Genomic DNA, 25,531 nt, shown 5'->3' on the forward strand with positions numbered 1-25,531 from the left:
CTGCCGGTTGGAATCGTCACATCAGGCTTCTATGTAGTGAGCCCCATTGCGCAACCGGGATTCATCAGTGCCCATAGCCAAATCAAATGCACGCCGAAAAATCGGCATTTTGGGCGGATCGTTTAATCCTGCCCATGCTGGTCATCGCGAAATTTCCGTAGCGGCGCTGGAACGCCTTGGGCTTGATGCTGTTTGGTGGCTGGTCACACCGGGGAATCCGCTCAAAGACAGTAGCATTTATGCCCCTTATGAGGAGCGCCTGAAACATGCACGTGTCATTAGCGATCACCCCGATATCGTGGTCAGCGATTTCGAAAAGCGTCACGGCCTTACCTATACTGTCGATACGCTTGAGGCGCTTCAGGACGATAACCCCAATAGTAGGTTTGTCTGGTTGATGGGGGCCGATGGGCTTGAGACTTTTCATAAGTGGAAAGACTGGCGCGTCATTGCCGACCGGGCAGTTTTCGCGGTTTTTGCACGTCCCGGATATGGTGAAGGTGCGCTGTCTAGCCCGGCTGCAAAAGATCTCGCGGCATTTCGGGTTGAAATTGATCAGGCCACTGATTTCGCGCTCATTGACGCGCCAAGATGGATCTATTTTCCCGACACAAATAACCCTATTTCATCGACCGAATTGAGGAACAGAAAAATCCAACATTCAAACAAAGATAATCAGCCAGCAGATCTTTCTGTACCACACGGCCATCTGGCTTACTTTCTCGATCTTCATCCAGACTTGGGCGATTTTCGTGCGGACGCCATTGAGGGGTTGGGTAAAAAACAAAAAAGCATTTCGCCAAAGTATTTTTACGATGAGCGCGGATCAAAAATTTTCAATGGTATCACCGAGGTTAAAGAATATTACCCAACCCGCACAGAACGACAGATTTTTCTGGATAATGCTAAAGAGATAACCGGCGAGATTGGCGCTGGGGTTGGTGTTTTTGAATATGGCTCCGGCTCGAGCGAAAAAATTGAATGGCTTGTGAAAGGGCTTAAAAATCCTGCGGCGTATGTGGCAATGGATATCTCGCGCGATCATTTGATTGAGAGCGCAAGCGTCATGGCGGAACAGCTTTCGATTCCAGTGGCAGCGATTTGTGCTGATTTTCACGCGCCGATTAAATTTCCGAAAGGTGTTTTGAAAGATCCGGAACATTGGCTTGGGTATTTCCCCGGTTCGACGATTGGAAACATGTTGCCAGAAACGGCGGTCGGGTTTTTGCGACGCGCGTCCGAAACGCTTGGCACGGGCGCACAGTTTTTGATTGGGGTTGATCAAGTCAAAGACAAATCGGTCCTAGAGGCGGCCTATGATGATGCCGAAGGCGTAACCGCAAAATTCAATATGAATTTGTTGGTGCGGATGCAGCGTGAATTGGGTGCGAAAATCAACATTGATGATTTCGAACATTATGCGTTTTATAATGAGCAGCTGAGCCGCATCGAGATGCACCTTCGGGCTAAGCAAGCGACCAAAATTGTGATTGATGATCACGAGTTCTCGTTTGCCAAAGACGAGACTTTGCACACAGAAAACTCACACAAATTTACCGACGAAAAATTCTCTCAGCTTGTTAACCAAACCCCGTGGCACGTTGAAAAGACATGGACAGACCCCCAAGGCTGGTTTGCGGCGTGCCTTTTGAGCAACAGATAAATTTGGCCTTATGGTTGGAGGGCTGCTAGAACGGCCTTATATTAGTAAAGCGGGAGCGTTTCCCGCGTCATGAATGGAGAAATACGCTGGACGCACAGCACGGCACGGCAGCCACCGGTAAGGCTGCACTTGGGCTCGTTCGAGACTCGGACAGATCAGATCTGAACGGGTCCGACAGTGAAGGTCAAAAGGATGAGGCGGTTTTAGCCAACCTCACCGCTGATCAACGCAGTCAGAAGATTCTCTCCCTCATTTTACAAGAACTCGACGACGACAAAGCGGAAAACGTCGTCACCATCGATTTAGTGGGCAAGACAGACTTGGCCGACGCAATGGTGGTGGCTTCTGGTCGCTCTACTCGCCATGTGGGCGCGATGGCCGATCAGATTGTCAGTCGTCTGAAAGCGGCTGGCCTTGCTAATCCAAAGGTCGAAGGCGCGAGCGCTTGTGACTGGGTGTTGATCGACGCAGAAGATGTCATCGTGCATCTCTTCCGGCCAGAAGTACGCGAGTTTTATAATCTTGAGCGTGTTTGGTCAGAAGCTGCGCATATTGCGGCAACAACGGACGCCTAAAGTAGGCAGTAACGACTTATGCGAATTGTGATCGCCGCCATTGGTAAAAAGCGCGGCGGTCCCGAAACGGCGCTGGTCGATGACTATCTTTCCCGATGCAAATCAATGGGACGGCGGATCGGCTTTGGCGATGTAACCCTCGCCGAAGCGGATGCCCCAAAGGCTTTGTCTGGCGACGCGCTAAAACAGCGCGAAGGCACTTTGTTGTTAAAAGCCATTCCCGATGGGGCGCAAATCATTGTGCTGGATGAGCGCGGGGAAAATATTTCGAGCAAAAAACTGGCGCAACTTTTGGGGCAAATGCGCGATCAAGGCACCGGTGATGTAGCATTTCTGATCGGCGGTGCGGATGGTCACGGGAAAGAAATAAAGGCGCGTGCGGTTCGGTCTATCTCATTTGGGGCCGCAACTTGGCCGCACATGCTTGTCAGGGCGATGCTGACAGAGCAAATATATAGGGCAATGACGATCCTGTCCGGCCACCCTTATCATCGCTCATGAAAAAACACCTTTTTGTTGTGGCACTGTTGCTTTGTCCGCTCTCTGCGGCGGCGCAGGTTGATGCGGGCGAACTTGAAGAGGTCGAGCGCAAACTAAAAGAGCATGCAGGCGAGGAAAAGCGTTTGCGCAACGAAGTCGCCGCTAAACAAAAAGAAGTGGCCGCGCTGCGTACCCGATTGATTGAAACCGCCAACTCACTGCAAGAGGCCGAACGCAAGATTGCGGATCTCGAAGAGTCGATAGCGTCGCTTGAAGAAGAAAAGGCCGAGGCCGAAATTGCCCTACAGGCCGAAAGCAAAAACCTGAGCGAAGTTCTGGCGGCGCTTCAGTCGCTGGAGTTGTCTCGACCCCCCGCCTTGTTGGTGACGCCCGAGGATGCCAACAAAGCGGCGCGGGCGGCGATGTTGCTCTCCGATGCAGCACCAGAGGTTGAGGCGCGCGCCGCACGGTTGCGCGCGGCGGTCGAGCGCCTTTCGGCATTGGCAGAAGAGCTCGACCGCGACCGGGCGAGCCTCGCGATTACGAATAAAGAGCTGGGGGCGCGGCGCGATATCCTCTCGGATTTGATGGCGCAAAAAGAACAGGAGCGGGATGTGGCTGCGGCGCTCGCGGCATCTGCCCAGCGCGAGACCGCCCGTATTGCCGCTCAAGCGACGACATTGCGCGAAATGATTGATCGTTTGACGCGTCTCGCCCACTCGATCACGCCTAGGGTCAAACCGGCACCGCCTAAGAAAAGCCCTGTCGATGACACGCCAAAGCCCATTCCGCCAAGTATTAAACAAGCGTCACCTGAGCCATTTGTGGCCGCAAAAGCGTTTGGTAAGGCAAAAGGGGCGCTGCGGCCCCCAGTCGCAGGCCGGTTAACGGGTCAATATGGGAAACCAAGGCCCGAGGGCGGTGTTTTCGAAGGAATCAGATTTGCAGCGCGCGATCAGGCGATTGTGACCGCACCATTTGAGGGTAGGGTCGTTTTTGCCATGGAATGGCAGCCCGTTGGGAATATGATCGTTCTGGACGTAGGCGAGGGCTACCATATATTGTTAGGTGGCGTTGGGCGTATTTTAGTCGAGGAAGACCAATATATTGCGGCAGGGGAGCCGATCGCCGAAATGACCAGTGGGGGCACAGAATTGGATCTTGAGATCCGAAAAGATGGAGAGCCTGTTAACCCTGTGTTGTGGCTCTCGCGTAAAAGTATGGAAGGTCTGGCACCGTAGCCGGACAAAATAAGGTGTATGAACGGATGAAACAAAGCCCCAAACCAGCCGTCAGGTCATTAAAGTCTCACAAAAGCGGCAAGCGCTATTCCGGCGGCGCGCTTATTATGGCGGCTTGCGGTGGTGCGCTTGTGTTCGGCGCGCTTTCCAGCGCTGTCTTTGCGCGGGCGTCAATTTCGGCGGATACTTTTCGCCAGCTTGATTTGTTCGGCGAAGTCTTTGAGCAGGTTCACGAGAATTACGTCTCTGATCCCGTTGATGCGGATCTGATCAAAGGCGCGATTGATGGGATGCTCGACACGCTCGATCCGCATTCTAATTACCTTTCCGCTGATGATTATAAAACCATGCAGGAACAGACCCGTGGGTCGTTTGCGGGTCTCGGCATTCAGGTCATCATGGAAAATGAAGGCCCTGACAAAGGCTACCTCAAAATTGTAGCGCCGATTGATGATACACCGGCGCAACGTGCAGGCATTATCGCCAAAGACCTTATTGTTAAAATCGACGGCGAAGATGTTATGGGCATGTCGATTGATGAAGCGATTTCCAAACTCAAAGGGAAAAAAGGCACCAAGGTCGATATTGCCGTTGTGCGTGATCGCGAAAAAGAGCCTTTTGACCTGACCATTGTTCGTGACATCGTCACGGTACAGTCAGTTGTGTCGCGCATAGAGGGCGATTTCGGTTATGTCCGTATCGCAACCTTTAGTGAGCAAGCTGATGCCGGGTTGGAAAAAGCGCTTAAAAAGTTTGATAAAGAAATTCCCGGCGGCGCTAAGGGTTTGGTGCTTGATTTGCGTTCAAACCCCGGCGGCTTGCTTGATCAAGCGGTGGCAATTTCTGATCAGTTTTTGAGTGGTGGCGAGATCGTTTCAACACGGGGCCGTCGTGCGCGGGATTCTATGCGCGAAATGGGCACCCCCGGCGACAAGTTTAACGGCAAGCCGATTGTTGTACTGATTAATGGTGGGTCGGCCTCTGCGTCTGAGATTGTGGCGGGTGCGCTTCAAGATCGCAATCGTGCATTGCTTCTCGGTACGCAGTCATTTGGTAAAGGCTCTGTGCAGACGGTCATTCCGCTTCAAAACGGCCTTCAAGGTGCGCTTCGTTTGACCACGTCGAAATATTTCACGCCATCAGGGCGCTCTATTCAGGCGATGGGCATTGATCCAGATATCGAAATGCCAGTGATTTATCCTGGTCAGGAAAAAGTGGCCGAACGGCCATCAGAAAGTGACTTGCCCGGCGCGCTTGCGGCCGAATCCGATGTTTCTGACGCGACGGTTGAAGAGCTAGAGAGCGAAAAATCAGTCGCTGACGCAGATGGAAAAACAGGCCCAGCGGTTGAGCCGGTCATGTGCCCCTTCAAAGAAGATGGCGAGACACCACGCGATTGTCAGCTAGAACGGGCGTTAGAAATACTTGCTGATGCTACGGCGTATAAACAGGCTCTGGCCCATGCCGGTGCAGCGCGTATTGATTAGTCGCTCTGAGCGATAAAATGAAAAGCCGAGGGCACACAAGTGCCCTCGGCTTTTTTATGTAGGGTCGTTCGGAATTTTGATTTTCTTACTGCGCGAGACAATGAAGAGACCAGAGATCACAATCAGCCCAGAGCCGATGAACATCGTAACATTCAGCGTCTCACCAAACAGCAGCACGCCGCAAGCGATACCAAAGAGTAGCCGCGAATACCGGAATGGTGTCACGGCAGAAACTTCGCCCGTGCGCATGGCCTTCATCAAACAAGTATATCCGGTGACCCCGGCGATAATAGAACCCACAAGCACCAATGCGATATTCGTGTCGGGCAAAACAAACGGTTTACGTTCCCAAAACGTGAAAAGCCCACCCGCAATTACCACCGAGATAAACCCATAGAGCCCGAGAATAGCGGTACTTAAAGTTTTCGGTGCGGCGCGGCTCGCAAGGTCCCTGCCCGCGAACCCGATCATGCCGATGACGGCGAGAATAGACAAAAACGAAAAGCTATCGGCACCCGGACGAATAATCACAACAACCCCGATCAGTCCGATAAAAATGGCTGTCCATCGTCGCCAGCCGACTTTTTCACCAAAGATCAGCGCAGCACCGGCGACAACCACGAGCGGCGTTGCCTGTAGAATAACCGTTGCTGCCGATAACGGCGACAGCGAAATCGCGAGCACATAAAATAGCCGTCCACCAATTTCAAAGACTGCGCGCACGCGCATTGGCGGAGAGAATACATCGCGCACAAATAATGGCTCTTTGTTGATCAACGCTGTGCACGCAAAAACAATCGCGCCGCCAAACCCAAAGATCATGAGGATCTGGCTGATGGGCAGTGCTTTTGATGAGGCCTTGACGAATACGTCTTCAAACGCAAAGGCCGCCATGGAGCCGATCATCCACAATCCGCCTATTAAATTCGCCCGGCGGTGGTCGTCGTTTTCACTATTCACATGAATTCCAATATGACTTTTGGCCGGTGGGCCGAATATTTCAGTGTTATTGAGACCCAATCCGGCGCCCAGAGCGAGGGGCCGAATTGACGCGTTGCGCAGTAATTCTTGCCATTAATCCGAAGCTGCCAGCGAATTTCCGGCCTTTGGCCGCGTCCGTTTTCTATTGGTTAACCCTATTTTTCGTAATTTGTCCGAGATTGAGACGTCGCGCATGAACCCCTGGCCATTGTTAGGGGCGCGGCAAATGGGTTGGAACAGAATGCAACGCCGCCGACGATTAAGACGACCGGTCTTTAGCCGCCTGACTTGGGCGTGGCTTGGCGCGTTCATGATTACGGTCACTGTGGCTGGTGTTGTCGCGCGTGACGCGATGAATGGCGGTGGTGTGGCGCGGGTGGCGCTTCCGGTCGAAGAGATCGAGACCTTTGCGCGGGTCGCGCAGGTCCATCGTGAAAACCCGATTCCAACACCCCCCGCATCCAACAATGCAGTATCCAACAATAATGGCCCTGCGCTTCGTGATGGCAGCACGCCAGAAGCCGTTGACATGCTCGGCGGTGATCCTGCCGAAGCCGCTTTCGGTCACGACGAAGACAATTCCCTGACGCTAATTTATCCCGGCGAGAACGAGATGTTCGACGAGGGTTATGACAATAGCGAAGAGCATATTGACGGCGATGAAATCTATTCCGGTGACGGGATCGTCATCACTATTCCGGGCAAAGATAAACCGGCGACCAGCGCCCAGATGGCGTCGCTATCACCGGCCGTACAACCTATCCCCAATGCTGATGATGCGTTGTTACAAACAACAGCGCTTGGACAGATTCCAAAAATCTCACCTGATGGCCGCCGCGCCGTAAAATATTATGCGCGGTCATTCGATGGATCGAGCCGCGAGCCAAAAGTCGCGCTGATTATTGGCGGGCTGGGGCTGAACTCCGCGATCACTGAACGGGCGATAGATGACCTTCCGCCAGAGGTTTCGTTGTCATTTGCGCCTTATGCAAAAGACCTTGAATTCTGGACACAGAAAGCCCGCAATGCTGGTCACGAAGTCTTAATCGAACTCCCCATGGAGGGGTATGGCGGCAATCAACAGGCATTGGGGGCGGCTGCCCTGTTGACCTCGCGCACGCCCCAAGAAAACCTTCAGCGTATGGATTGGTTGATGTCGCGCTTTGGTGGTTATTTCGCGGCGACAAATTATATGGGTGCGAAATTCACTGCCGATAATGCGTCGCTCGCGCCGGTCCTCAAAAAACTCAAAGACGCAGGAGTTGGCTATATTGATGACACCGGTGCTGCGAAACAACACGGCATCGGGCTTGGTCTGCCCATGACGACCGTCTCGCGGATGATCCCGGCTGCGGCCACCGATGATGACCGCGCCAAAGTCAAACGCGAACTGGCCATGCTTGAACACATCGCCGAACAGGATGGCCGCGCCATCGGCAAGACCTATGCTTATGCGACCACGATTGACGAAGTCGTCGAGTGGAGCCGCACCTTGCCGCGCAAGGGAATAACGCCCGCGCCCGCATCGGCCCTATTGCAGACAAGCGCCGTAGCCCGCTAAGGGTGGGCTGACGCGGCGAATGGCTTGCTGCGCAGCAAAGTTTACGAGTGAGCTTGTGAGTCAAAAAGACCTCTTCAAAAAGTTTCGCCCCAATGTGGGTGTGGTTCTGTTTAACCGCGACGGACGCGTCTGGTATGGGCGGCGTGTTGGCGACTTTGCGGATCTTGGCGAAACCCCAGAGAAATTTCGCTGGCAAATGCCCCAAGGTGGTATCGACGCCGACGAAGAAATCGTAGCGGCGGCCTATCGCGAGCTGAAAGAAGAAACCGGTGTTACTTCTGCGCGACTATTGACCGTGACCCCCGGCTGGCTCGCCTATCGTTTCCCGCCTGAGTACAAAAAGAAAAACTGGAAGGGCCAACGTCAAAAATGGGCCGCGATGCTGTTCGAAGGCAGCGATACAGAAGTTGATTTGTGTGCCGATGATGAGCAGGAGTTCGACGATTGGCGTTGGGGCGAACTAGAAGAAGCCCCCGAATTGATCGTCCCGTTCAAACGCCATGTCTATCATGACTTGATCGCGGGCCTTGTCCCCTTGCGCGACTTTATCCGCTCGGCAAAATGGTGATTTACGCCGCCGATTTTTTGCTCGACCGACTGCTTTATCGCGATGGGTTGATACTGATCATCGACAAACCTGCGGGCCTGCCGGTTCATGCTGGGCCATCGGGCGGCGATAACCTCGAGAATTATTTCGACGCCCTGCGTTTTGGACTGCCGCGTCAACCGGCACTGGCCCACCGTCTTGATCGTGATACATCGGGTTGTCTTGTGTTGGGTCGTCACCCAAAAGCCTTGCGCAAATTACACCGGCTTTTTGCCGAAGGTCAGATCGACAAAACCTATTGGGCGCTGACCAAAGGCATCCCCGAAAAACTGTCGGGCACGATCGACAAACCGCTAAAAAAACAAACGAGGGGCAGTGGTTGGCGTGTCGAAATTGCTGATGATGGCCAGCGTGCCGTCACTACCTATCGCGTGGTTGGCCGGGCGGGTGACGTTGCACTGATAGAGGCAAAACCCAAAACTGGCCGCACCCATCAAATCCGTGTGCATCTAAACGCTATTGGCGCGCCCATCATCGGCGATCCGCAATATGGTGATCAGGCCCCGGATCAACGGGCGCAACCGATGATGCTCCACGCTCGAAGAATCATCGTTCCGATCTCAAAGAACAAAGACCCCATCATGGTCGAGGCAACACCTCCCGACGCCATGGCGACAGCACTCGAAAAGCTGGGCTTATAAAAGCGCCGCCGCCACCAAATTTCACAATATCAAAGAGCCGGAACCGGCAGGCAAAAAGCCCCCAATTCTGGCGCCGAAAGAACCTCAAGATTTTCATGCTAGCGCCGCCCGTTATGGGGCCGGCGCGGGGTGTCTTTGGTCACATCTCAACGCAGCACCACCTTAAGCCCACCAGAACGGACGGGGATATCTATCCACCAAATGCGGGATTTAGAGTGAGCGTCGCATAAACAGGAGAATAAAACTGGCAATTTATGTTGTGTTGTTGTTCTTTTTCCATCGAGTGTGACTGCAAGTGTTTAGTGGTGTAACAACGATGTTTTTGCTCCATTTTGCTCTTTTTTCATCGATAAGTCCGCTGAGCGCGAACGTTGTGACGATGGGCTCATCTTGGCTACTCATAAAAACGTGGCGATATTCTATCCTGCCGTGGATTCCGATATTGCCTTGATTATCGAGTAGCGGATCCAGTTTTCCAATGTCGAATTCCATTATGTTCAATTCTCTTGGGTAACTAATTTTACCGCCAACTTCATCAACTTCGAGTTTCTCCGCTTTAAATCGATATACACCGTCCGGCTCCACGTGGTCCTCAAAACAAGCTTCAGCGAAAATAGTAACGTTGGCTGCGGGGGAGTTTCCGGTATTTTGGATATTCATTCGAATAGTGAGATGCATGGGGAGATTTCGATCAAGTTCCGCTTCTCCGCTCGTTACACTGATCTACGCTCGAGACTGCGCCTCACCAATTTCTCGCGTTACCGCGACCGCGTCGTTCGCGGCCCGGGTCGCTTTTTTTGCCTGAGTAACTGCCGCTAGCGTTGCATCAAGTGTTCTTGCAATAAAATAGATACCTACTACCGTTACACCTAAAGCCCCCAACGCAACAATAAACATTGCGTAGTTCCATAAAGCTACATCTTGTTGTGCTTGGAGGAGGTAGTTCGAATAAAGATTATTGGTATCTGTGCTGGGTACTTGGCCAGAATATTCTTTTGCGGCATGAGCGCGTTGATTGGCTTGCCTTTCGCAATAAGCAAAACCACTTATAAGAAAAATAAAAACAAAGCTCACGATTACACCACACAAAAACTCGCGTGTAGTGTTTTCGCTTTTTTGGTCATTGGACATTGTTGACGAAATACCCCTGAGAATTATTCCTTACTGTTTCTATTCTTGAAGTACTCTTGGCAGTATTCAATAGGTAATTTCTATTATGTCTGGTGCCGCGTGTGCAAATGGATTGCGGGTCGGAGCCCGCAATGACGGTGCGGCGAGTTTGGTGCATGGCTTTCAGGGCGCAATGACGGTGTGGCGGGGTGCGCATTGAGCGAGGCTGCAATACGTAGAGTGAAGGAGTTCTCTATTCGCAGGTGTCATCCCGGGCTTGACCCGGGATCCAGCGGTAACGCGAAGTGTTGAACGGGTGGCGGTTGTTCATGGATTGCGGGTCGGGGTCCGCACTTACAGCGGCGGGTTACGTTTACTCGGCGGCTTTGACAATTTTCGGTTTACTGAGGGTTTTGGCGATACGCTCCGCAAGGCCGCGCGCCACGTCGTCTTTCGACATTTCCGGCCATGTCTCGTCGCCCTGATCCGTGATCAAAATCACGGTGTTACGCGATCCGCCCATGGCGCAGCTCGCGCCCGGTGACACATCATTGGCGACGATCCAGTCACAGCCTTTGCGTTTCATCTTGGCTTCGGCGTGACCCAAGACATCATCGGTCTCAGCCGCAAAACCCACTACCAGTTGCGGGCGGCCATCTTTTAGCTGAGCAATAGACTTTAGAATGTCGGGGTTTTCCGTAAGCGGAAGGTCAGTAAGGCCGCCACGTTCTTTTTTGATCTTGTGGGTGGTTTCAATCGCCGGGCGATAATCGGCAACCGCCGCACAGAAAATTGCACAATCAACAGGCAGTGCACTTTGGCTGGCCGTCATCATCTCTCGGGCGGTATCAACCCGACTGGTTTCGATTCCAGCGGGGATATGTTCATGGGTTGGGCCCGTCACCAAAATAACATCCGCGCCCAGATTACGCAGGGCAGCCGCAATCGCATAGCCCTGTTTGCCCGATGATCGGTTGGCGATGTAACGCACCGGGTCAATCGGCTCAACCGTGGGGCCAGCGGTTACCAAAATGCGCTTACCGGCCAGCGGTCCGTCTGCGTCTTTGAGGAAAAAGGCCTCGATCTGGTCGGCGATGGTGACGGGTTCTGCCATGCGGCCGGGGCCAAACTCGCCACAGGCCATCTCGCCCTCGGTCGGGCCAACAATCATGGCACCGTCCTTCTTGAGCGTTTCAAAATTGCGCTGAGTGGCCGCGTGTTCCCACATTTTAACGTTCATGGCGGGCGCAAACATCACTGGCTTGTCCGTCGCCAATAGGGTCGTTGATGCCAGATCATTCGCGAGGCCATTGGCGCATTTCGCCATCAGATCGGCGGTGGCCGGGGCGACCACGACAATATCCGCCGAGCGCGACAATTCGATATGGCCCATCTCTGCTTCGTCGGTCAGGTCAAAAAGCTCCGAGAAACATTTCTCGCCGGTCAGCGATGACACAGACAATGGCGTAATAAATTCGGCCCCCGCGCGGGTCAGGATCGCGCGCGTCGCGATGCCCCGTTTCGAAAGCTCGCGGATCAGCTCCAGACTTTTATACGCGGCAATGCCGCCACCAATAATCAGAAGAACGCTTTTTGTTTTTTTGTCCATAACGTCGCTATAGATAGTCTTTTGAGATAAGAAAGTCACGCACTGGCGGCGCACGCCAAAGTGACGCCTGGCTGATAGTTCTGTGGGTCCTTAAAACCCGAAATATATCGCCGCCGCTAACAGCAACGCCGCGCCACCCACAAACCATAATGCGCTGCGGGTCTTGCGGCCTTGGCGGGTCAGCGTCGTCTCTAGTGCTTTGTTGCGTTCGCCCGAAAATCCGTCGGGGTCGTCCGCGATTTTTTGTGCGGCTTTGCCGATGGCCTCGATATAGCCCGGTAAATGCGGTGCAATTTCCATGGCCTTTGTGGTTGCGGTTTTTAATTTCTCTGCGTGGGCTTTGGGGCCGATAGCGTCTTGAATGCATTGTTTGACGACCGGGGTCGCGGCCGCCCACATGTCAATCTCCGGATCGAGAAGACGCGCAACCCCTTCGACGGTGACCATGGTTCGTTGCAGCAAAACAAGCTCGGGCCGCAGATGCATATCGAACAACGCTGTCACATCAAACAGTTGTTGCAACACGCGGGACATATCAACCTGCGCCGCATTACGCCCCTGAAGCGGCTCACCAACGGCCCGAAGAGCCTGGGCAAAGGCATCAATCGAATGGCCATTGCCCACATAGCCCGCATCGAAGTGAACTTCTGCCGTGCGCTGATAATTTTGGGTGATGAAGCCATAAATTATTTCGGCAAAAACCCGGCGGGTTTCTTCGCTCAGGCGGCCCATAATACCAAAATCAACCAACGCCAATCGGCCTTGTTCATCGACGATCAAATTGCCCTGATGCATATCGGCGTGAAAGAAACCCATCTGAAGGGCTTGTTTCAAAAAGACGTCAATAACTAACAATGCGAGTTTTTTTCGGTCTATGCCGCGCTTATCAAGAGCGGCGATATCGCCTAGCGGCGTGCCCTCGATCCATTCAATGGTCAACACCCGGCGCGCAGACAGTGGCCATTCCACTTCGGGAACCCGAACTCCGCTCTCGGATTTCAAATTCTCCGCCAGCTCTGATGCGGCCCCAGCCTCCATCCGCAAGTCAAGCTCAATGGCGGCGGCGGCCTTTAGGGTCTCGATAAATTTTTCCGGCTCCATCCGGCGGGCCGTTGGCGATATCTTGCGGATGGCCTTTGCCGCTCGTCCAAAGGCGCGAAATTCCTGTTCGGCTTTTCGTTCAATTTGTGGGCGGAGTATTTTAACGGCGACGGTGCGCCCATCGGCCAGTGTTGCTTTGTGGGCTTGGGCGATTGATGCGGCAGCGAGAGGCGCAGAAAAACTGGCGAATAGGTCGTCAGCGGGTTTGCCGAATGCATTTTGAATTTCCGCGCGGGCAGCGGCATCAGAAAATGGCGGCATTTTATCTTGCAGGCGGCCAAGATCGGCGGCTAATTCAAACCCAATAATGTCGGGCCGCGTTGCCATGAACTGCCCGAGCTTCACATAGGCAGGGCCTAAAACCTCTAACGCATTGGCCATGCGCTCGCCGGGGCGCTTGTCTTTGTCTTTTGCGCCGATACGTGAAATTGCGCCCAGCATACGAAATGGCGGTGGCAGAAGGTGGGCGTATTCGCGCGGAATCAGCGCATCGTGGCGGCTGAGCGTCCATCCGGCGCGGGCAAGGCGGGCATAATCTGTCAGTGCCGTGATCATTGAATGCGTTTATACCCGCCAGCCGGAGTGAATGGCGGCAACTCCGCCGGTCAGATTTTCATATTTCACGCGCGAGAAACCGGCGTTTTTAATCTTCGTCGCGAAGGCTTCTTGGCCCGGAAACCGGCGGATCGATTCCACAAGATATTGATAGGACTCGCGGTCATTGGTCACTTTCTCGCCAAGCCACGGAATGACATTGAAGGAATAGGTGTCGTAAATTTTCTGCATCGTCTCGGTGATGGGATGCGAAAATTCAAGACACATGAAACGTCCACCGGGTTTTAAAACCCGATAGGCATCACGTAGCGCCGCATCGATATCAGTGACATTTCGAATGCCAAACGCAATCGTATAAGCGTCCGCAAAGCCATCCGGGAACGGAAGGCTTTGGGCATCGCCAGTCACGCGATGAATTCGGCCGTCAAGCGTGGCCATGTCATCGCGTGTTGTGCCCGCTTTGAGCATTTCAAAATTGATATCACAGAGCGTTGCCGTCGCCGGTGGTTTTCCTGCTGCACCGGGCCGCGTATCGGCGCGGTTCAAAAATCCTGCGGCCACGTCGCCAGTGCCACCCGCGACATCCAAAAGATGCTCGCCGGGGCGCGGCATTAGCCGATCAGTCAACACGGCTTTCCAGATCCGGTGGACGCCCCCTGACATCAGATCGTTCATCAGGTCATATTTTGATGCGACGCTATCAAACACGCCGCGCACCAACCGGGCCTTGTCGCCGGTCTTTACGGTGCGAAAGCCAAAGGATGTTTCTGTGTCGCGATCTTCATTCATAAAAAACGCTTAATGCTTTGATCCGCCATAGAGAAGCGCCTTGACGCCGCATGTCTGTTTTGACAGTGTTAACTGGTTGAATTCAGCGGTGTTTTCGAATCCTTGCCGCCCAAGCCCATTTTCAGATCTCATATGGGGAGGGTGCAGTGCAATAGCGAGGTTTGGCCACCGCGAAAAACGGTGCAAAATATCGGGGCAGCCTATGATTAAGTCGGAATTGGTGCAAAAGCTCGCCGACGAGAACCCAAACCTGTTTCACCGCGATATCGAGCGAATTGTCTCGATCGTGTTTCAGGAAATCTCGGATGCGTTAGCGCGCGGTGATCGTGTTGAATTGCGGGGCTTTGGTGCGTTCTCTGTTAAGCATCGCCCGGCACGTGTGGGGCGCAATCCCCGCAGCGGCGAGGCCGTGCATATCGAAGAAAAATGGGCACCGTTTTTCAAGTCTGGCAAAGAATTGCGTGATCGCTTAAATGGCGAAGGGCGTTTTACGGGTGCCGCAAAGCTCGATAGCGAAGGATTCGGTGATTAAACCTCAATATACGTTCGGCGGTGTAATCGCGAATTCATGCAGCATGATTGAGTGGCTTTGATCATGAAAAAGTGGCTTTTCCGTCTAATTTGGGTGCCGGTGTTGATCGTGGCGGTTCTGTTTCTGGTGGCGAATCGGACGCCCGTGATCATTAGCCTCGATCCGTTTAATCCCGATAATCCGGCTTTATCGACTCCGCCTGTGTTTCTTTGGATCTGGTTGATGTTGATGCTTTTTGTCGGCCTTGGGATCGGTTCGCTAGGGACCTGGCTTTCAGGCCGGGAGCCCCGTGCGCAGGCGCGGGACAACCGACGCGAAATCAAGACCCTAAAAAAAGAATTAGCGGTCATGACCGCGCGGGCCGAGGCGGCCACGAAAACCCCGGATGAAAACGATCCGGATGATCCCCCTAAACTCGAAGCAAAATCACTGTGAACATATGTCTTGTGAGCTGAAATTATGAGCGGCCCTCAAGTTAAGATCTGCGGCGTAAAAGATATTGATACGGCGCTCGCGGCGGCCCGCGCTGGTGCGGACTTTCTGGGCTTTGTTTTCTTCCGAAAAAGCCCGCGTTTCATCCTGCCGGAAAAAGCCGAAGAGGTCATTTTGGACCTCAAAGAGGCCAGTTTTGAAGAGGGTTTTGCCCTGCCTAAATTGGTTGGGTTGTTTGTCGACGCCGGCGAGAAAGAGCTCTCCGAAGCGCCGACGCTTTTGACCCATTTTCAATTTCACGGCCATGAAAGCCCCGAACGATGCAAGGAATTGGGTGATGAATTCGCTGTTGAGATCATCAAAGCGCTGCCGGTATCGGTGGCTGATGATGTCTTAAAGGCGGGCGCGTTTGAGGGCGCGACCGACATCATCCTGTTTGATGCGAAACCACCCCCTGGTGCTGGGCGGCCGGGCGGTCATGGCGTGTCTTTCGATTGGACCGCGATTTCAAGCTATACGGGCGAGACGCCGTTTATGTTGGCCGGTGGGTTGTCGCCGGACAATGTGGCGGACGCTGTCGCGTCGCAAAAAGACCATTCCGGGTTTCTCGGCGTTGATGTATCATCGGGCGTTGAAACCGCACCGGGAAACAAGTCCGCGGATCTGATCGCGTCATTTATTTCGGCTGCAAAAGGGTCTAAATAGAGCAGTCGATACGACTAAGGGGGAGGGTTGTTTATGTTGCGGTTAGTATGTGCAGCATTTTTCGTGCTTGCGGGATGTGTAACCGGTGTTGATCGCGCACCGCGGCCGACGGACACTGTTTTCAATGTGCTTCAAAATGGCGGTTATGTCTTGGTGATGCGTCATGCCAATTCGCCGTCGGGCCAAAAAGCGGCTCTTGGTTTGTCGGCTGGCTGTACGCTGGGTGAGGGGCGCGGGCTTGATGCGCTCGGGTTCTATCAGGCGAGGGGCTTAGGCGAGGTTTTGCGCGATCACGATGTGCCGATCCAAAAGGCCTATACCAGCCCGATGTGCCGGTCATGGGATACCGCAGCCCTGGCGGCCGCTGGCGCACCCGTCGAGATGAGCCACGCTCAGGTTTCGACGGACCCGACCGAGATTGCGGCGTTCAAAGCAAAAGTGACCCAAGAGTTAGATGGCGCAAGCGGCAACATCATCCTCGCGAGCCATTCCAACATTGCACCACTCTATGGGGCGACCAAGCGCGATAGCGAAGATGAAGTGCCGTCGGGGGTGATCTATGTGATCGATCCGTCTGACTGGCGAGTCTATGCGCGGATTGATTTGATCAATGCGCCCGGGCAACCATCGGTCGCAGTAGAATAAATTTCCCTTGGGGGTTATGTGTGGCACGAAATGCGGCCCATCCAATGGGTCAGATAAGTGAGTGCAAACGCGTGACCGATAACCAACAACCCAATTCCTATCGCACAGGCCCCGATGCCGAAGGCCGCTTTGGCAAGTTCGGTGGCCGCTTCGTCGCTGAAACGCTAATGCCGCTCGTGCTGGCCCTCGAAAAAGAGTATGGCCACGCCAAGTCTGACCCCGCGTTTCGGACTGAACTTGACTACTACCTCAAGCATTATGTGGGGCGCCCGTCGCCGCTCTATTATGCGGAACGGTTAACCGAGTATTGCCGCGGTATGGCCGACGAAAAGTCAGGCACTACCGGTAAAAAAGGTGCAAAAATCTATCTCAAGCGCGACGAGCTGAACCACACCGGCGCGCATAAAATCAACAATTGCATGGGCCAGATTTTGCTGGCGCGCCGCATGGGTAAGACTCGGATCATCGCCGAAACCGGGGCCGGTCAACATGGCGTTGCGACGGCGACGGTCTGTGCCCGGTTCGGTCTGCCCTGTGTTGTCTATATGGGCGCAACCGACGTCGAGCGGCAAAAGCCAAATGTCTTTCGGATGAAGCTCTTGGGCGCAGAGATCGTACCTGTGACCTCAGGCCGCGGGACCCTGAAAGACGCCATGAATGACGCTTTGCGCGACTGGGTAACAAATGTGGATTCAACTTTCTACATTATCGGTACGGCCGCCGGGCCGCACCCATACCCTGAACTGGTGCGTGATTTCCAATCGGTAATTGGTTACGAATCCAAAGAGCAAATGGTCGAGGCCGAGGGCAGACTTCCCGACGCGATCATGGCTTGTATCGGTGGCGGCTCAAATGCGATTGGTCTGTTCCACCCCTATCTCGACGACAAGGATGTTGAAATCATCGGCGTCGAAGCGGCGGGCCACGGCGTTGATACCGATCAACATGCGGCGTCCCTCTCTGGCGGGCGTCCGGGCATACTCCACGGAAACCGGACATACCTTCTTCAGGATGAGGATGGCCAGATCCAGGACGCCCATTCAATCTCCGCTGGCCTCGACTATCCGGGAATCGGCCCCGAACATTCATGGCTTCATGAAACAGGCCGGGTGAATTATATCTCCGCCACCGACCAAGAGGCCCTCGACGCGTTTCAGCTCTGTGCGAAGTTGGAAGGGATCATCCCCGCGCTTGAGCCGTCCCATGCGCTGGCCCGCGCCATCGACAAAGCGCAGGAAATGGACCGCGATCAGATTCTGTTGCTGAATATGTGTGGCCGCGGCGACAAAGATATCTTCTCAGTGATGGACGCGCTGGGCGCGGAGTAGGGGGGGGCGGTGCAAAAACTGAGGGCGTTCATTCATGTCTGGCATCGATTTTCGGAATCCAGCCGTAAATCAATTTAATGGGTCGTCCGGACCAGCACTCCAATCGCAATAAGCCATATCTTGGATGCCGTCTTTTGAAAAAATTACCACACGACCTTCGGCTTCGGCCGCAAACATGCCGTCGCTAAGTTGCGCTACACGATAAGCTGCCCCTGGGAACCGGGCGATTTCTTCGGCGCTAAACGATCCGTCGTCCTCGCGTGTTACATATGCGGCATATCCGTAACTAAATGTCATATGGCTGAGGCCGTGGATGGAGATGAGGCCGCCGTCGATTGGGAATATATCAATCGTGTTGTCATTCACTAAAATGACTTCGCTGCCATCGTTTGATTTCCATGTAAGATTGCCGCCGAATTCGCCTTGGTCGGTTCCGACCAGTTCGCCGTCCGCGAATGGAATTACGTTTCGGTTATTTCGATCCCGTTGTTCAAATGTGATGTGCTCGTCCCCATAAACCCATACCTGCCGCTTACATTCATCGCTTACATCGTAAGGTAGGGTGTAGTTTCCAAACGCTTTGTGAAATTGAAAGTGCCTAGGGTCGAACATTGTTTCAGAATATGGATGGTTTTTGATAAGCAATCTGACAGCTTGGATGGCGTAATTGTTTAACTCCGGAAGCCAATGATCGTGCAGGGCCAATTCGATTTTGGGGACAGAGGACTTCGAATTCATCTGAGCCAATGCTCTTACTGATGCATAGGCGAACCGCCAATCCGGTGATTCCAAACGTTTTTCGATTTCGGGAATTGCCGGTTCGTAGCCAATTAATCCTAACGCTTCAATCGCATAGAGTTGTTCAATCTTGTTCGAGACGTTGAGAAAAGGGAGGATTAAATCGCCTGCATCTCTAGCGTTCGAACCGAAATCGGAAAGCTGGCTTAGGCAGTCAAACGATGAAAAAGCAAACTCATCCCACTTATCACTGGATGGCCTGCAAGTCTCTGCGAAACGTCGAGCAACCGTTGGGTCGTAGGTGCTAACAAGCGTTATGTATGTTTGGTTGGCAATTTCTCGATTGCGACTGCGTAATAGGCGACGCAGTGCGGCACCCTTATTACCCAAATACCCATTCATTGCTGCAAGACCGCGTAAAGCCGCTATTCGTTCCGAATTTGTTGCCTTTCTCTTGTTCGCTACAGCAATCCAATCGTCAGCAATGAATGTTGACCGCGAGCCAAAGCTTCCAATTAGACTTGCTACTGCACGCCACCCCTCCGTGTAGGGTGCATCCTCAGGTAAATCGTCATAACTGGGCGCAGAAAGCGCGGGCAAGGCATAGTTGAGCACCTCAGGGCCAAGATTACGCAGAGCAAACCCAGTTTGGTTTGCTCCGCCGGATCGAATGAGGTCATCGAATAACGCTGCTATCGCTTCATCTGATCCGATTTCGGCGAGTACATGCGCAATCGACCCGCCTGGATTCAGCTCTAGGGCTTGTTTCAATATCGGTACATCATCTTCGGACCAGTCGCCCCAATATCTAAGCACTCCCCCTGTAAAATTTCTCCAACCGCCATGGTCGCCGACGGCTCTTTTCAGGAGCTCATCACGGGCTTGTCTGCCAAAGCGCGCCTTCAAAACAGTGGCTATTTGACGTTCATCACCGAAAATCCGGCCGTTGTCTTTTATTGGCAACGTTTGTTCTATTTTCTCGAGACAATCACTTATCGACAGACAATCCTGCATAAGTGTGGCTCGATCTTGTGCCCACGCGTTCGCAGAAATGAGAACCGTGCAAAAGAAAAGACAAAATAACTTTTTCATTCTCCCCCCGATTTAGAATTGATTACGATTTCGCGTATTCGAATGCGCGCAATTCAGTTTTTCGCAAATTGACCAGTCAGTTGATTGAATCACTGTGCTGAAATTTCAGACGATTTATCGTCCACGGGTCCACAGACCTCGCCTGAGTTTATGGGCCAGTCTAATTTTCGAAAGGCGCTAGGGTCAGCGGTGCCAGCCGCTTCTTTTTCTTCAATTTGAATTATGGCATCGCGGCATTCAGCGCTGATTTGGTTTGCAGCATTACCTTCTATTTGGCTGATGTCATGCCACCCTAAACGTTTAGCCCTTCGGGAATAGTAGACTGCATTTATTGCTGCGTCTGCCCCGGCGCTGGTGCTGGCGCGAAGAGCGCAGTTAATTGCCGCTTTAAGAACACGATCAGCATACCAAGTAGGGCATATTGATGTAGGAACTGAGTCTTGTTTAGTGAAGCCGGCAAGGGTGTACGCTTCGTCTGGGATTGACTCTGCGATTAAGTCAATCACAGGACCGAGTTCGGGGGATTGCTCCGCAATAACATAGGCCGTCCAAAGGTACCGAATTATCGATACATATTCTCCCGGAGTCGTTGCTGCGCTTGTAATGATTTCAAGGTCAGCGACAATTTTTTTGGCGCATGCCGCTCTTTGTTTGCTGGCTATAGCGGCGACCGTCTCGTTAGAAACTGTTGGATTGTTGAGGGCAAATTTAAACAACGAGTAGTTGGGAAAACCGTTCGCTATGGGCCTCACCTTATCAGAACAGCTAAGACGTGTACGTATCATTTGCCGTTCATGCTCTATAACAATCTTGTTCGATGGATGTTTTTTGCGCTTATAAACTTGATAAAACTTCCCAAACGGTGATGTGTGAGAGCTGCGCCATACGAAATTTTGGTCATAACGCTTTCCATCAAAATGTCCAAGTGCCTGCGCAATCTTGACCTCTTGTTCCGAAAGGTTTGCGTATTTGCATCTTCCGGCCTTGTGATTGTTGTACGTCTCGGTATGTCCTTCTACGTCCAAGCCGACGATAAATAGTAATTCAACAGCTCGTTCAATAGCTTCGCAATCATCCGATACTATCGCGGCGTTGTAGGAAGTTCTCCAGTCGGGTTTGATGAGGGGACGGGGTAATAAACCGAAAACTGTTAAGGTAACTAACAAAAACAATACTGTAAGAATATTTCGCATTTGCACCCCCTCCGCCAAACTATACAATAGCGCGAGAAAGGCATTGTGAAAACCCGCGATCCCCTAGCGTGCGCGCATCAGTCTAGTTCTCATCGCGGTCCAACCATGCTAGCGACCTGTGATATGTGGGTGGAAACGCTAAAAACGATCAGCGGTATGCTTGTTATTGGTTTGGCCGCATTGGCCATGCTTTTGGCACCGGTTGCCTGTGCGCGGGATTGCGGTTTTGCCAATGATATTGCGCATTCTGCTGGCGCTAGCCAGATGGATCATTCAGCGCTCGACGGTGATGAATTTCTCGCCGCTTGTTGTAGCATTTGCAGCGTCCACGTTTTCTTTCGGGGCTATGAACCCGAATTGTCTCTGGCGTTATTCATAAAGTACCGCCCCGGATTCTTAGGCAGGGTGGCCGCATTGTCGCCTGACGGTCCCTTTCGGCCTCCGCGCGGTTGAATGATTTCGACCGGCGCACCATGCGCCGAACAAACATTCATTCAGACCGTTTTAAGAGGACTATCCAGTATGTCAGGGTTACTGCGCCTATCGGCGATCGGATTCGCCATTTCCAGCGTTAGTTTAAGCAACGCATGGGCAGAAGAAGAGCACCAACTTTCCGACGCCACACGCCAAGATCATCACGCTGATGATGAACACGACGAGCATTCAGAGGCCGCCGATGTGGTCGTCGTCACCGCCACGCGATCGGGGCGGGCCGTTAATAATGAACCCGTTCGGGTTGAAGTGGTAACAGCCGAAGAAATTGAAGAAAAAGCGCTGATGCGACCGGGCAATATCTCTATGTTGGTTGCTGAAATCGGCGGCGTTAGGATACAGACCACATCCCCCGCACTCGGCGCGGCGAATATTAGATTGCAGGGGCTTTATGGCCGTTACACACAGCTGTTGAGCGATGGAATGCCGCTTTATGGTGGCCAAGCAGCTTCTATCGGATTGCTTCAGATTCCGCCAACGGATCTTGGTCAGGTCGAGGTGATCAAAGGCGCGGCCTCTTCATTTTATGGTGGTTCGGCGCTCGGCGGGGTTATCAATCTTGTGTCGCGCCGTCCGGGCGACGAAGCCTCTGGCGATTTGCTCGTGAACTTAACCACCGAGAACGGGCAGGACGTTACTGGATATTTTGAAACACCTGTTACGGACGATTTGTCCGTGTCGCTGACCGCAGGGGCGCACCGCCAATCGGCTCAGGACTTTGACGATGACGGTTGGATCGACATGCCTTTCCACGAGCGTGTAAGCGTCCGTCCGCGCCTGTTCTGGGAAGGGGCAAGCGGGGCCAGCCTCTACACGACCATCGGGTTCATGACCGAACAGCGCGAGGGTGGAACGTTGGCTGGTGCCACTGTTCCGGACGGTACGGCCTTTCCGCAAAATCAAGACACAACCCGAATTGATATTGGTTCAATAGCCAGCGCGCCATTGACGGATACGCTGACCTTGAAATTTCGTGGGTCAGCCATGGTGCAAGATCACGAGCACCTCTTTGGCACGGTGCTCGAAGATGATCGTCATGAAAGTTATCTGGCCGAGGCATCTCTCACGGGTGATTTGTGGGATATCGGTTGGGTAATTGGCGCGGCATACCAGGCAGATGTCTTTTCGTCTGATACATTTTCGGAATTTAATTATACCTATGACGTACCGGGAATATTCGCACAGGCAGATTACGATATCACCGATTTATTGTCCGTCTCACTTAGTGGTCGGGTCGATGATCATAGCGAATTCGGCACGCAGTTTAGCCCGCGTGTATCGGTGCTTTATAAGCCCGGCGATTTTACGATCCGGGGCGCTTATGGGCGTGGGTATTTTGCGCCAACGCCCTTTGTTGAGGACATCGAGGCGGCTGGGCTTTCACGCCTCTCGCCGCTTGAAAACCTTGATGAAGAAGTCGCGGAAACAGCATCTTTTGACGTTGGCTACCGACGCGGGCCGATCGAGGCCAATGTCAGCGTGTTTGGGTCAAATGTTGAAGGTGTGACTGAGCTACAGTCATTCGCATCCATGCCCGGCGGCGAATTGGACCGGGTGCGCCTCGTCAATGCAGAGGGCGAAACCCGCATCCGCGGATCAGAGCTTTTGCTGCGCTATGTGTGGAACGACATTAAGCTTACGGGGAGCTATCTCTTTGTCGATGCCACCGAAGACGACCCGCTTGGTGGGCGACGCGAGATAGAACTTACGCCGAAACACTCAGCGGGGTTCGTCGCGATGTGGGAACAGCATGGCAAAGGTCGTTTGGGGTTTGAAGCCTATTATACTGGCGAGCAGAGCCTTTATGGTAATCCGTATCGGGAGCAAAGTGAGCCCTATTGGCATTTGGGGCTTCTCGGAGAGATCACCATGGGCCGGATGAGTTATTTCATCAATCTGGAGAATTTGCTCAATGTTCGCCAAACAAAAGAAGATCCCTTGGTATTACCGATGCGAGCACCGGATGGGCAATGGACAACAAATATCTGGTCTAGGAATGACGGGTTCGTTGTTAATGGCGGCGCGCGAATACGCTTTTAAGTCTCCAACACAATAGACTGCTATTTCAGCCTAGTGCTGGGATGTAACCATGTGAATAAAGCGCAGGAAATGGACGGAAACCAATTCCTGCGCATGCATCAAATGCGGCGCAACGCCGACAAATGTATATTCTCAGCGACGGCTGCGCCGGACCGTTAATGCCCGCCGCCAAAGATCCCTGTACGGACGTCGTAATCGACGGCCAGTTCATATTCTGGGTCGTCGTTTGAATCGACCACTAGCTGCCCTGCGCGTTTCAACAAATTATGGCAATCACGGGTCAGATGCCGAAGGCGCAAAGTCTTGCCGAGGGTCTCATATTTCGCGGCCATGTCTTCGATGGCTTGCAGCGCCGATTGGTCGACAACGCGTGAGCGCATGAAATCGACGATGACAACATCAGGATCGCTTTCGGGGGTGAATAGCTCGGTGAAGCCATCGGTTGAACCAAAAAACAGCGGCCCTTCAAGTTCATAAACTTTTGCGCCCGCTTCGGTGTGGCTTTCGCGGGTGATGGCATGAATTCGCTTTGCGTTGTTCCACGCATAGGCCAGCGCCGAGACGATAACCCCGACCACAACCGCGACCGCAAGGTCGTGCATCACAGTGACGATCGTGACGAGCACGATGACAAAGGCGTCGGTCAGCGGGATACGCCGCATGATCCGCAAGGACTGCCAAGCAAACGTGCCGATGACGACCATGAACATCACGCCCACAAGCGCCGCCAGCGGGATCTGTTCAATCAGGCTCGACCCCACAAGGATGAATGCCAAAAGGAACAGCGCCGCCGAAAGGCCAGAAAGTCGCGTGCGGCCGCCAGATTTTACGTTGATCATCGACTGACCAATCATCGCGCAACCACCCATGCCGCCGAAAAAGCCAGTCACAACATTGGCCGCACCTTGGGCCAAACATTCCTGTGATGCGCCGCCGCGCTTATTGGTTATTTCGCCCACGAGATTAAGGGTCAAAAGGCTTTCGATCAGGCCGATCGCGGCCAAAATAAATGCATAGGGAATGATGATTTCCAGCGTTTCGAGATTAAGCGGCACCGCCGGAATGTGGAATGGTGGCAGACTGCCCTGGATCGATGCGAGATCGCCAACGCGCGGGACATCCAATCCAAAACCGATGACGATGGCGGCGACAATGCCAATGCCTGCGAGCGGTGCCGGAATGACTTTGGTGATTTTCGGAACGCCCCAGATGATCGCCATGGTCAACGCCACAAGGCCGAGCATCATATAAAGTGGTGCACCGGTCATCCACTCACCAGAGCCGCCAATGCCGTGGCCGCCGCCTTCTGCGGTGCCGGGAACTTGAAACTGACTCAGCTGGGCAAGAAAGATGACGATGGCAAGGCCATTCACAAAGCCGAGCATGACCGGATGCGGTACTAGGCGGATAAATTTGCCGAGGCGGAAAATCCCCGCGAGTAATTGAAGGATGCCCATCAACACCACCGTGGCGAACAAATATTCGACGCCGTGTTGGGCGACCAGCGCCACCATGACCACGGCCAGCGCGCCTGTTGCGCCCGAAATCATGCCGGGCCGACCGCCAAACAGGGCGGTGATCAAGCCAACAATAAAAGCGGCGTATAGCCCGACCAGCGGGTGAACATGGGCCACAAACGCAAACGCAACGGCCTCAGGCACCAAAGCGAGGGCGACGGTCAGGCCAGCCAAAACTTCAATCTTGATGCGGTTTGGGGTGAATTTGGCAAAGCTGGAATTGTTCCAGTCTTGGCGTGTCAGGCGTTCTGCGAACGCGGCGAGGGTTGTTTTCGTCACGAGCAGGCCCGTTTCTTTTTGTGATGATTGTGGAAGCCCCTTCATAGGGCGTTTATGCTGCGACGCAATAAACAAGTCAGGAATTCTCACATTTTGCTTCAGAAACCCCGGAATTTTGTAGGGAAAAGCAGGCAACCG

The 25,531-nt window shown here is 53.3% G+C and carries 24 protein-coding genes; 15 read left to right on the forward strand and 9 right to left on the reverse strand.

Annotated elements, in window-relative coordinates; genetic code table 11:
- The first annotated feature begins 67 nt into the window (after positions 1-67).
- From egtD to ABFZ84_RS04800, 5 genes are all read left to right on the forward strand, one after another.
- Positions 68-1,663 carry an L-histidine N(alpha)-methyltransferase gene (gene egtD / locus ABFZ84_RS04780; protein WP_369312791.1) on the forward strand — a complete coding sequence of 532 codons (1,596 nt, stop codon included), beginning with the start codon at positions 68-70 and terminating at the stop codon, positions 1,661-1,663.
- A 251-nt stretch (positions 1,664-1,914) separates the two neighbouring features.
- Positions 1,915-2,238, forward strand: coding sequence for a ribosome silencing factor (gene rsfS / locus ABFZ84_RS04785; RefSeq protein ID WP_369314540.1), 324 nt, complete (start codon positions 1,915-1,917; stop codon positions 2,236-2,238).
- Between the two features lie 18 nt (positions 2,239-2,256).
- Positions 2,257-2,739, forward strand: coding sequence for a 23S rRNA (pseudouridine(1915)-N(3))-methyltransferase RlmH (gene rlmH, locus ABFZ84_RS04790; protein ID WP_369312792.1), 483 nt, complete (start codon positions 2,257-2,259; stop codon positions 2,737-2,739).
- Positions 2,736-3,959 carry a murein hydrolase activator EnvC family protein gene (locus tag ABFZ84_RS04795; RefSeq protein ID WP_369312793.1) on the forward strand — a complete coding sequence of 408 codons (1,224 nt, stop codon included), beginning with the start codon at positions 2,736-2,738 and terminating at the stop codon, positions 3,957-3,959. The genes rlmH and ABFZ84_RS04795 overlap by 4 nt, the downstream gene beginning before the upstream one ends.
- Positions 3,960-3,985: 26 nt before the next feature.
- Entirely contained in the window at positions 3,986-5,446 is a 1,461-nt protein-coding gene (locus ABFZ84_RS04800; protein WP_369312794.1) for a S41 family peptidase, read from the forward strand.
- A 54-nt stretch (positions 5,447-5,500) separates the two neighbouring features.
- Here ABFZ84_RS04800 and ABFZ84_RS04805 read toward each other — a convergent pair whose 3' ends face one another.
- Positions 5,501-6,412, reverse strand: a complete 912-nt coding sequence (locus ABFZ84_RS04805; protein ID WP_369314541.1) for a DMT family transporter — start codon at positions 6,410-6,412, stop codon at positions 5,501-5,503.
- A gap of 208 nt (positions 6,413-6,620) precedes the next feature.
- On the opposite strand from ABFZ84_RS04805, the gene ABFZ84_RS04810 reads away from it, so the two are divergent.
- The 3 genes from ABFZ84_RS04810 to ABFZ84_RS04820 are packed head-to-tail and all read left to right on the forward strand — an operon-like array spanning position 6,621 to position 9,236.
- Positions 6,621-7,988 carry a divergent polysaccharide deacetylase family protein gene (locus ABFZ84_RS04810; protein WP_369312795.1) on the forward strand — a complete coding sequence of 456 codons (1,368 nt, stop codon included), beginning with the start codon at positions 6,621-6,623 and terminating at the stop codon, positions 7,986-7,988.
- A gap of 55 nt (positions 7,989-8,043) precedes the next feature.
- Positions 8,044-8,556, forward strand: coding sequence for an RNA pyrophosphohydrolase (locus tag ABFZ84_RS04815; protein ID WP_369312796.1), 513 nt, complete (start codon positions 8,044-8,046; stop codon positions 8,554-8,556).
- The gene (locus ABFZ84_RS04820; RefSeq protein WP_369312797.1) at positions 8,550-9,236 is read left to right on the forward strand and encodes an RluA family pseudouridine synthase; all 687 of its coding nucleotides are present in this window, start codon (positions 8,550-8,552) and stop codon (positions 9,234-9,236) included. Before ABFZ84_RS04815 ends, ABFZ84_RS04820 begins: the two co-directional genes overlap by 7 nt.
- A 252-nt stretch (positions 9,237-9,488) precedes the next feature.
- Here the strand turns inward: ABFZ84_RS04820 and ABFZ84_RS04825 are convergent, their stop codons facing one another.
- From ABFZ84_RS04825 to ABFZ84_RS04845, 5 genes are all read right to left on the reverse strand, one after another.
- Positions 9,489-9,914 carry a hypothetical protein gene (locus tag ABFZ84_RS04825; protein ID WP_369312798.1) on the reverse strand — a complete coding sequence of 142 codons (426 nt, stop codon included), beginning with the start codon at positions 9,912-9,914 and terminating at the stop codon, positions 9,489-9,491.
- Between the two features lie 45 nt (positions 9,915-9,959).
- Positions 9,960-10,367 (reverse strand): hypothetical protein, encoded by a 408-nt coding sequence (locus ABFZ84_RS04830; protein WP_369312799.1) that lies wholly within the window; start codon positions 10,365-10,367, stop codon positions 9,960-9,962.
- Positions 10,368-10,719: 352 nt separating this feature from the next.
- A complete protein-coding gene (gene coaBC / locus ABFZ84_RS04835) occupies positions 10,720-11,955 on the reverse strand; it encodes a bifunctional phosphopantothenoylcysteine decarboxylase/phosphopantothenate--cysteine ligase CoaBC (protein WP_369312800.1) in 1,236 nt (411 codons plus the stop codon).
- A 90-nt stretch (positions 11,956-12,045) separates the two neighbouring features.
- Positions 12,046-13,611 (reverse strand): 2-polyprenylphenol 6-hydroxylase, encoded by a 1,566-nt coding sequence (gene ubiB, locus ABFZ84_RS04840; RefSeq protein WP_369312801.1) that lies wholly within the window; start codon positions 13,609-13,611, stop codon positions 12,046-12,048.
- Between the two features lie 9 nt (positions 13,612-13,620).
- On the reverse strand, positions 13,621-14,400 hold the full coding sequence (locus ABFZ84_RS04845; RefSeq protein ID WP_369312802.1) for a class I SAM-dependent methyltransferase: 780 nt from the start codon (positions 14,398-14,400) through the stop codon (positions 13,621-13,623).
- Between the two features lie 202 nt (positions 14,401-14,602).
- Here ABFZ84_RS04845 and ABFZ84_RS04850 point away from each other — a divergent pair, with 202 nt between their 5' ends.
- From ABFZ84_RS04850 to trpB, 5 genes are all read left to right on the forward strand, one after another.
- Entirely contained in the window at positions 14,603-14,932 is a 330-nt protein-coding gene (locus tag ABFZ84_RS04850; protein ID WP_369312803.1) for an integration host factor subunit beta, read from the forward strand.
- A gap of 63 nt (positions 14,933-14,995) precedes the next feature.
- Entirely contained in the window at positions 14,996-15,367 is a 372-nt protein-coding gene (locus ABFZ84_RS04855; RefSeq protein ID WP_369312804.1) for a LapA family protein, read from the forward strand.
- A 24-nt stretch (positions 15,368-15,391) separates the two neighbouring features.
- Positions 15,392-16,069: a phosphoribosylanthranilate isomerase gene (locus ABFZ84_RS04860; protein WP_369312805.1), complete on the forward strand. Its 678-nt coding sequence runs from the start codon at positions 15,392-15,394 to the stop codon at positions 16,067-16,069.
- Positions 16,070-16,102: 33 nt separating this feature from the next.
- A complete protein-coding gene (locus ABFZ84_RS04865; protein ID WP_369312806.1) occupies positions 16,103-16,714 on the forward strand; it encodes a histidine phosphatase family protein in 612 nt (203 codons plus the stop codon).
- Between the two features lie 71 nt (positions 16,715-16,785).
- Positions 16,786-18,042, forward strand: a complete 1,257-nt coding sequence (trpB, locus tag ABFZ84_RS04870) for a tryptophan synthase subunit beta (protein WP_369312807.1) — start codon at positions 16,786-16,788, stop codon at positions 18,040-18,042.
- A gap of 69 nt (positions 18,043-18,111) precedes the next feature.
- On the opposite strand, the gene ABFZ84_RS04875 is transcribed toward trpB, so the two are convergent.
- Together ABFZ84_RS04875 and ABFZ84_RS04880 are read right to left on the reverse strand one after the other, a co-directional pair.
- Positions 18,112-19,872 (reverse strand): HEAT repeat domain-containing protein, encoded by a 1,761-nt coding sequence (locus tag ABFZ84_RS04875; RefSeq protein WP_369312808.1) that lies wholly within the window; start codon positions 19,870-19,872, stop codon positions 18,112-18,114.
- A gap of 89 nt (positions 19,873-19,961) precedes the next feature.
- Complete coding sequence (locus tag ABFZ84_RS04880; protein ID WP_369312809.1) at positions 19,962-21,065, reverse strand: hypothetical protein; 1,104 nt, start codon at positions 21,063-21,065, stop codon at positions 19,962-19,964.
- A 105-nt stretch (positions 21,066-21,170) separates the two neighbouring features.
- On the opposite strand from ABFZ84_RS04880, the gene ABFZ84_RS04885 reads away from it, so the two are divergent.
- A complete protein-coding gene (locus tag ABFZ84_RS04885) occupies positions 21,171-21,518 on the forward strand; it encodes a hypothetical protein (protein ID WP_369312810.1) in 348 nt (115 codons plus the stop codon).
- A 69-nt stretch (positions 21,519-21,587) separates the two neighbouring features.
- Positions 21,588-23,597, forward strand: a complete 2,010-nt coding sequence (locus ABFZ84_RS04890) for a TonB-dependent receptor plug domain-containing protein (protein WP_369312811.1) — start codon at positions 21,588-21,590, stop codon at positions 23,595-23,597.
- Between the two features lie 155 nt (positions 23,598-23,752).
- Here ABFZ84_RS04890 and ABFZ84_RS04895 read toward each other — a convergent pair whose 3' ends face one another.
- On the reverse strand, positions 23,753-25,393 hold the full coding sequence (locus tag ABFZ84_RS04895; RefSeq protein WP_369312813.1) for a SulP family inorganic anion transporter: 1,641 nt from the start codon (positions 25,391-25,393) through the stop codon (positions 23,753-23,755).
- Between the last annotated feature and the right edge of the window lie 138 nt (positions 25,394-25,531).

This window comes from Hyphococcus lacteus (assembly GCF_041058985.1).
Lineage (GTDB): Bacteria > Pseudomonadota > Alphaproteobacteria > Caulobacterales > Parvularculaceae > Hyphococcus > Hyphococcus lacteus.

Coding starts and splice junctions, on each gene's coding strand:
- ABFZ84_RS04800 (WP_369312794.1), top strand. CDS start 3,986: ATGAAACAAAGCCCCAAACCAGCCGTCAGGTCATTAAAGTCTCACAAA.
- ABFZ84_RS04885 (WP_369312810.1), top strand. CDS start 21,171: ATGCTAGCGACCTGTGATATGTGGGTGGAAACGCTAAAAACGATCAGC.
- ABFZ84_RS04855 (WP_369312804.1), top strand. CDS start 14,996: ATGAAAAAGTGGCTTTTCCGTCTAATTTGGGTGCCGGTGTTGATCGTG.
- ABFZ84_RS04880 (WP_369312809.1), bottom strand. CDS start 21,065: ATGCGAAATATTCTTACAGTATTGTTTTTGTTAGTTACCTTAACAGTT.
- ABFZ84_RS04810 (WP_369312795.1), top strand. CDS start 6,621: ATGAACCCCTGGCCATTGTTAGGGGCGCGGCAAATGGGTTGGAACAGA.
- coaBC (WP_369312800.1), bottom strand. CDS start 11,955: ATGGACAAAAAAACAAAAAGCGTTCTTCTGATTATTGGTGGCGGCATT.
- rlmH (WP_369312792.1), top strand. CDS start 2,257: ATGCGAATTGTGATCGCCGCCATTGGTAAAAAGCGCGGCGGTCCCGAA.
- ABFZ84_RS04865 (WP_369312806.1), top strand. CDS start 16,103: ATGTTGCGGTTAGTATGTGCAGCATTTTTCGTGCTTGCGGGATGTGTA.
- ABFZ84_RS04830 (WP_369312799.1), bottom strand. CDS start 10,367: ATGTCCAATGACCAAAAAAGCGAAAACACTACACGCGAGTTTTTGTGT.
- ABFZ84_RS04820 (WP_369312797.1), top strand. CDS start 8,550: ATGGTGATTTACGCCGCCGATTTTTTGCTCGACCGACTGCTTTATCGC.
- ABFZ84_RS04860 (WP_369312805.1), top strand. CDS start 15,392: ATGAGCGGCCCTCAAGTTAAGATCTGCGGCGTAAAAGATATTGATACG.
- ABFZ84_RS04795 (WP_369312793.1), top strand. CDS start 2,736: ATGAAAAAACACCTTTTTGTTGTGGCACTGTTGCTTTGTCCGCTCTCT.
- ABFZ84_RS04825 (WP_369312798.1), bottom strand. CDS start 9,914: ATGCATCTCACTATTCGAATGAATATCCAAAATACCGGAAACTCCCCC.
- ABFZ84_RS04845 (WP_369312802.1), bottom strand. CDS start 14,400: ATGAATGAAGATCGCGACACAGAAACATCCTTTGGCTTTCGCACCGTA.
- ubiB (WP_369312801.1), bottom strand. CDS start 13,611: ATGATCACGGCACTGACAGATTATGCCCGCCTTGCCCGCGCCGGATGG.
- ABFZ84_RS04875 (WP_369312808.1), bottom strand. CDS start 19,872: ATGAAAAAGTTATTTTGTCTTTTCTTTTGCACGGTTCTCATTTCTGCG.
- ABFZ84_RS04890 (WP_369312811.1), top strand. CDS start 21,588: ATGTCAGGGTTACTGCGCCTATCGGCGATCGGATTCGCCATTTCCAGC.
- ABFZ84_RS04850 (WP_369312803.1), top strand. CDS start 14,603: ATGATTAAGTCGGAATTGGTGCAAAAGCTCGCCGACGAGAACCCAAAC.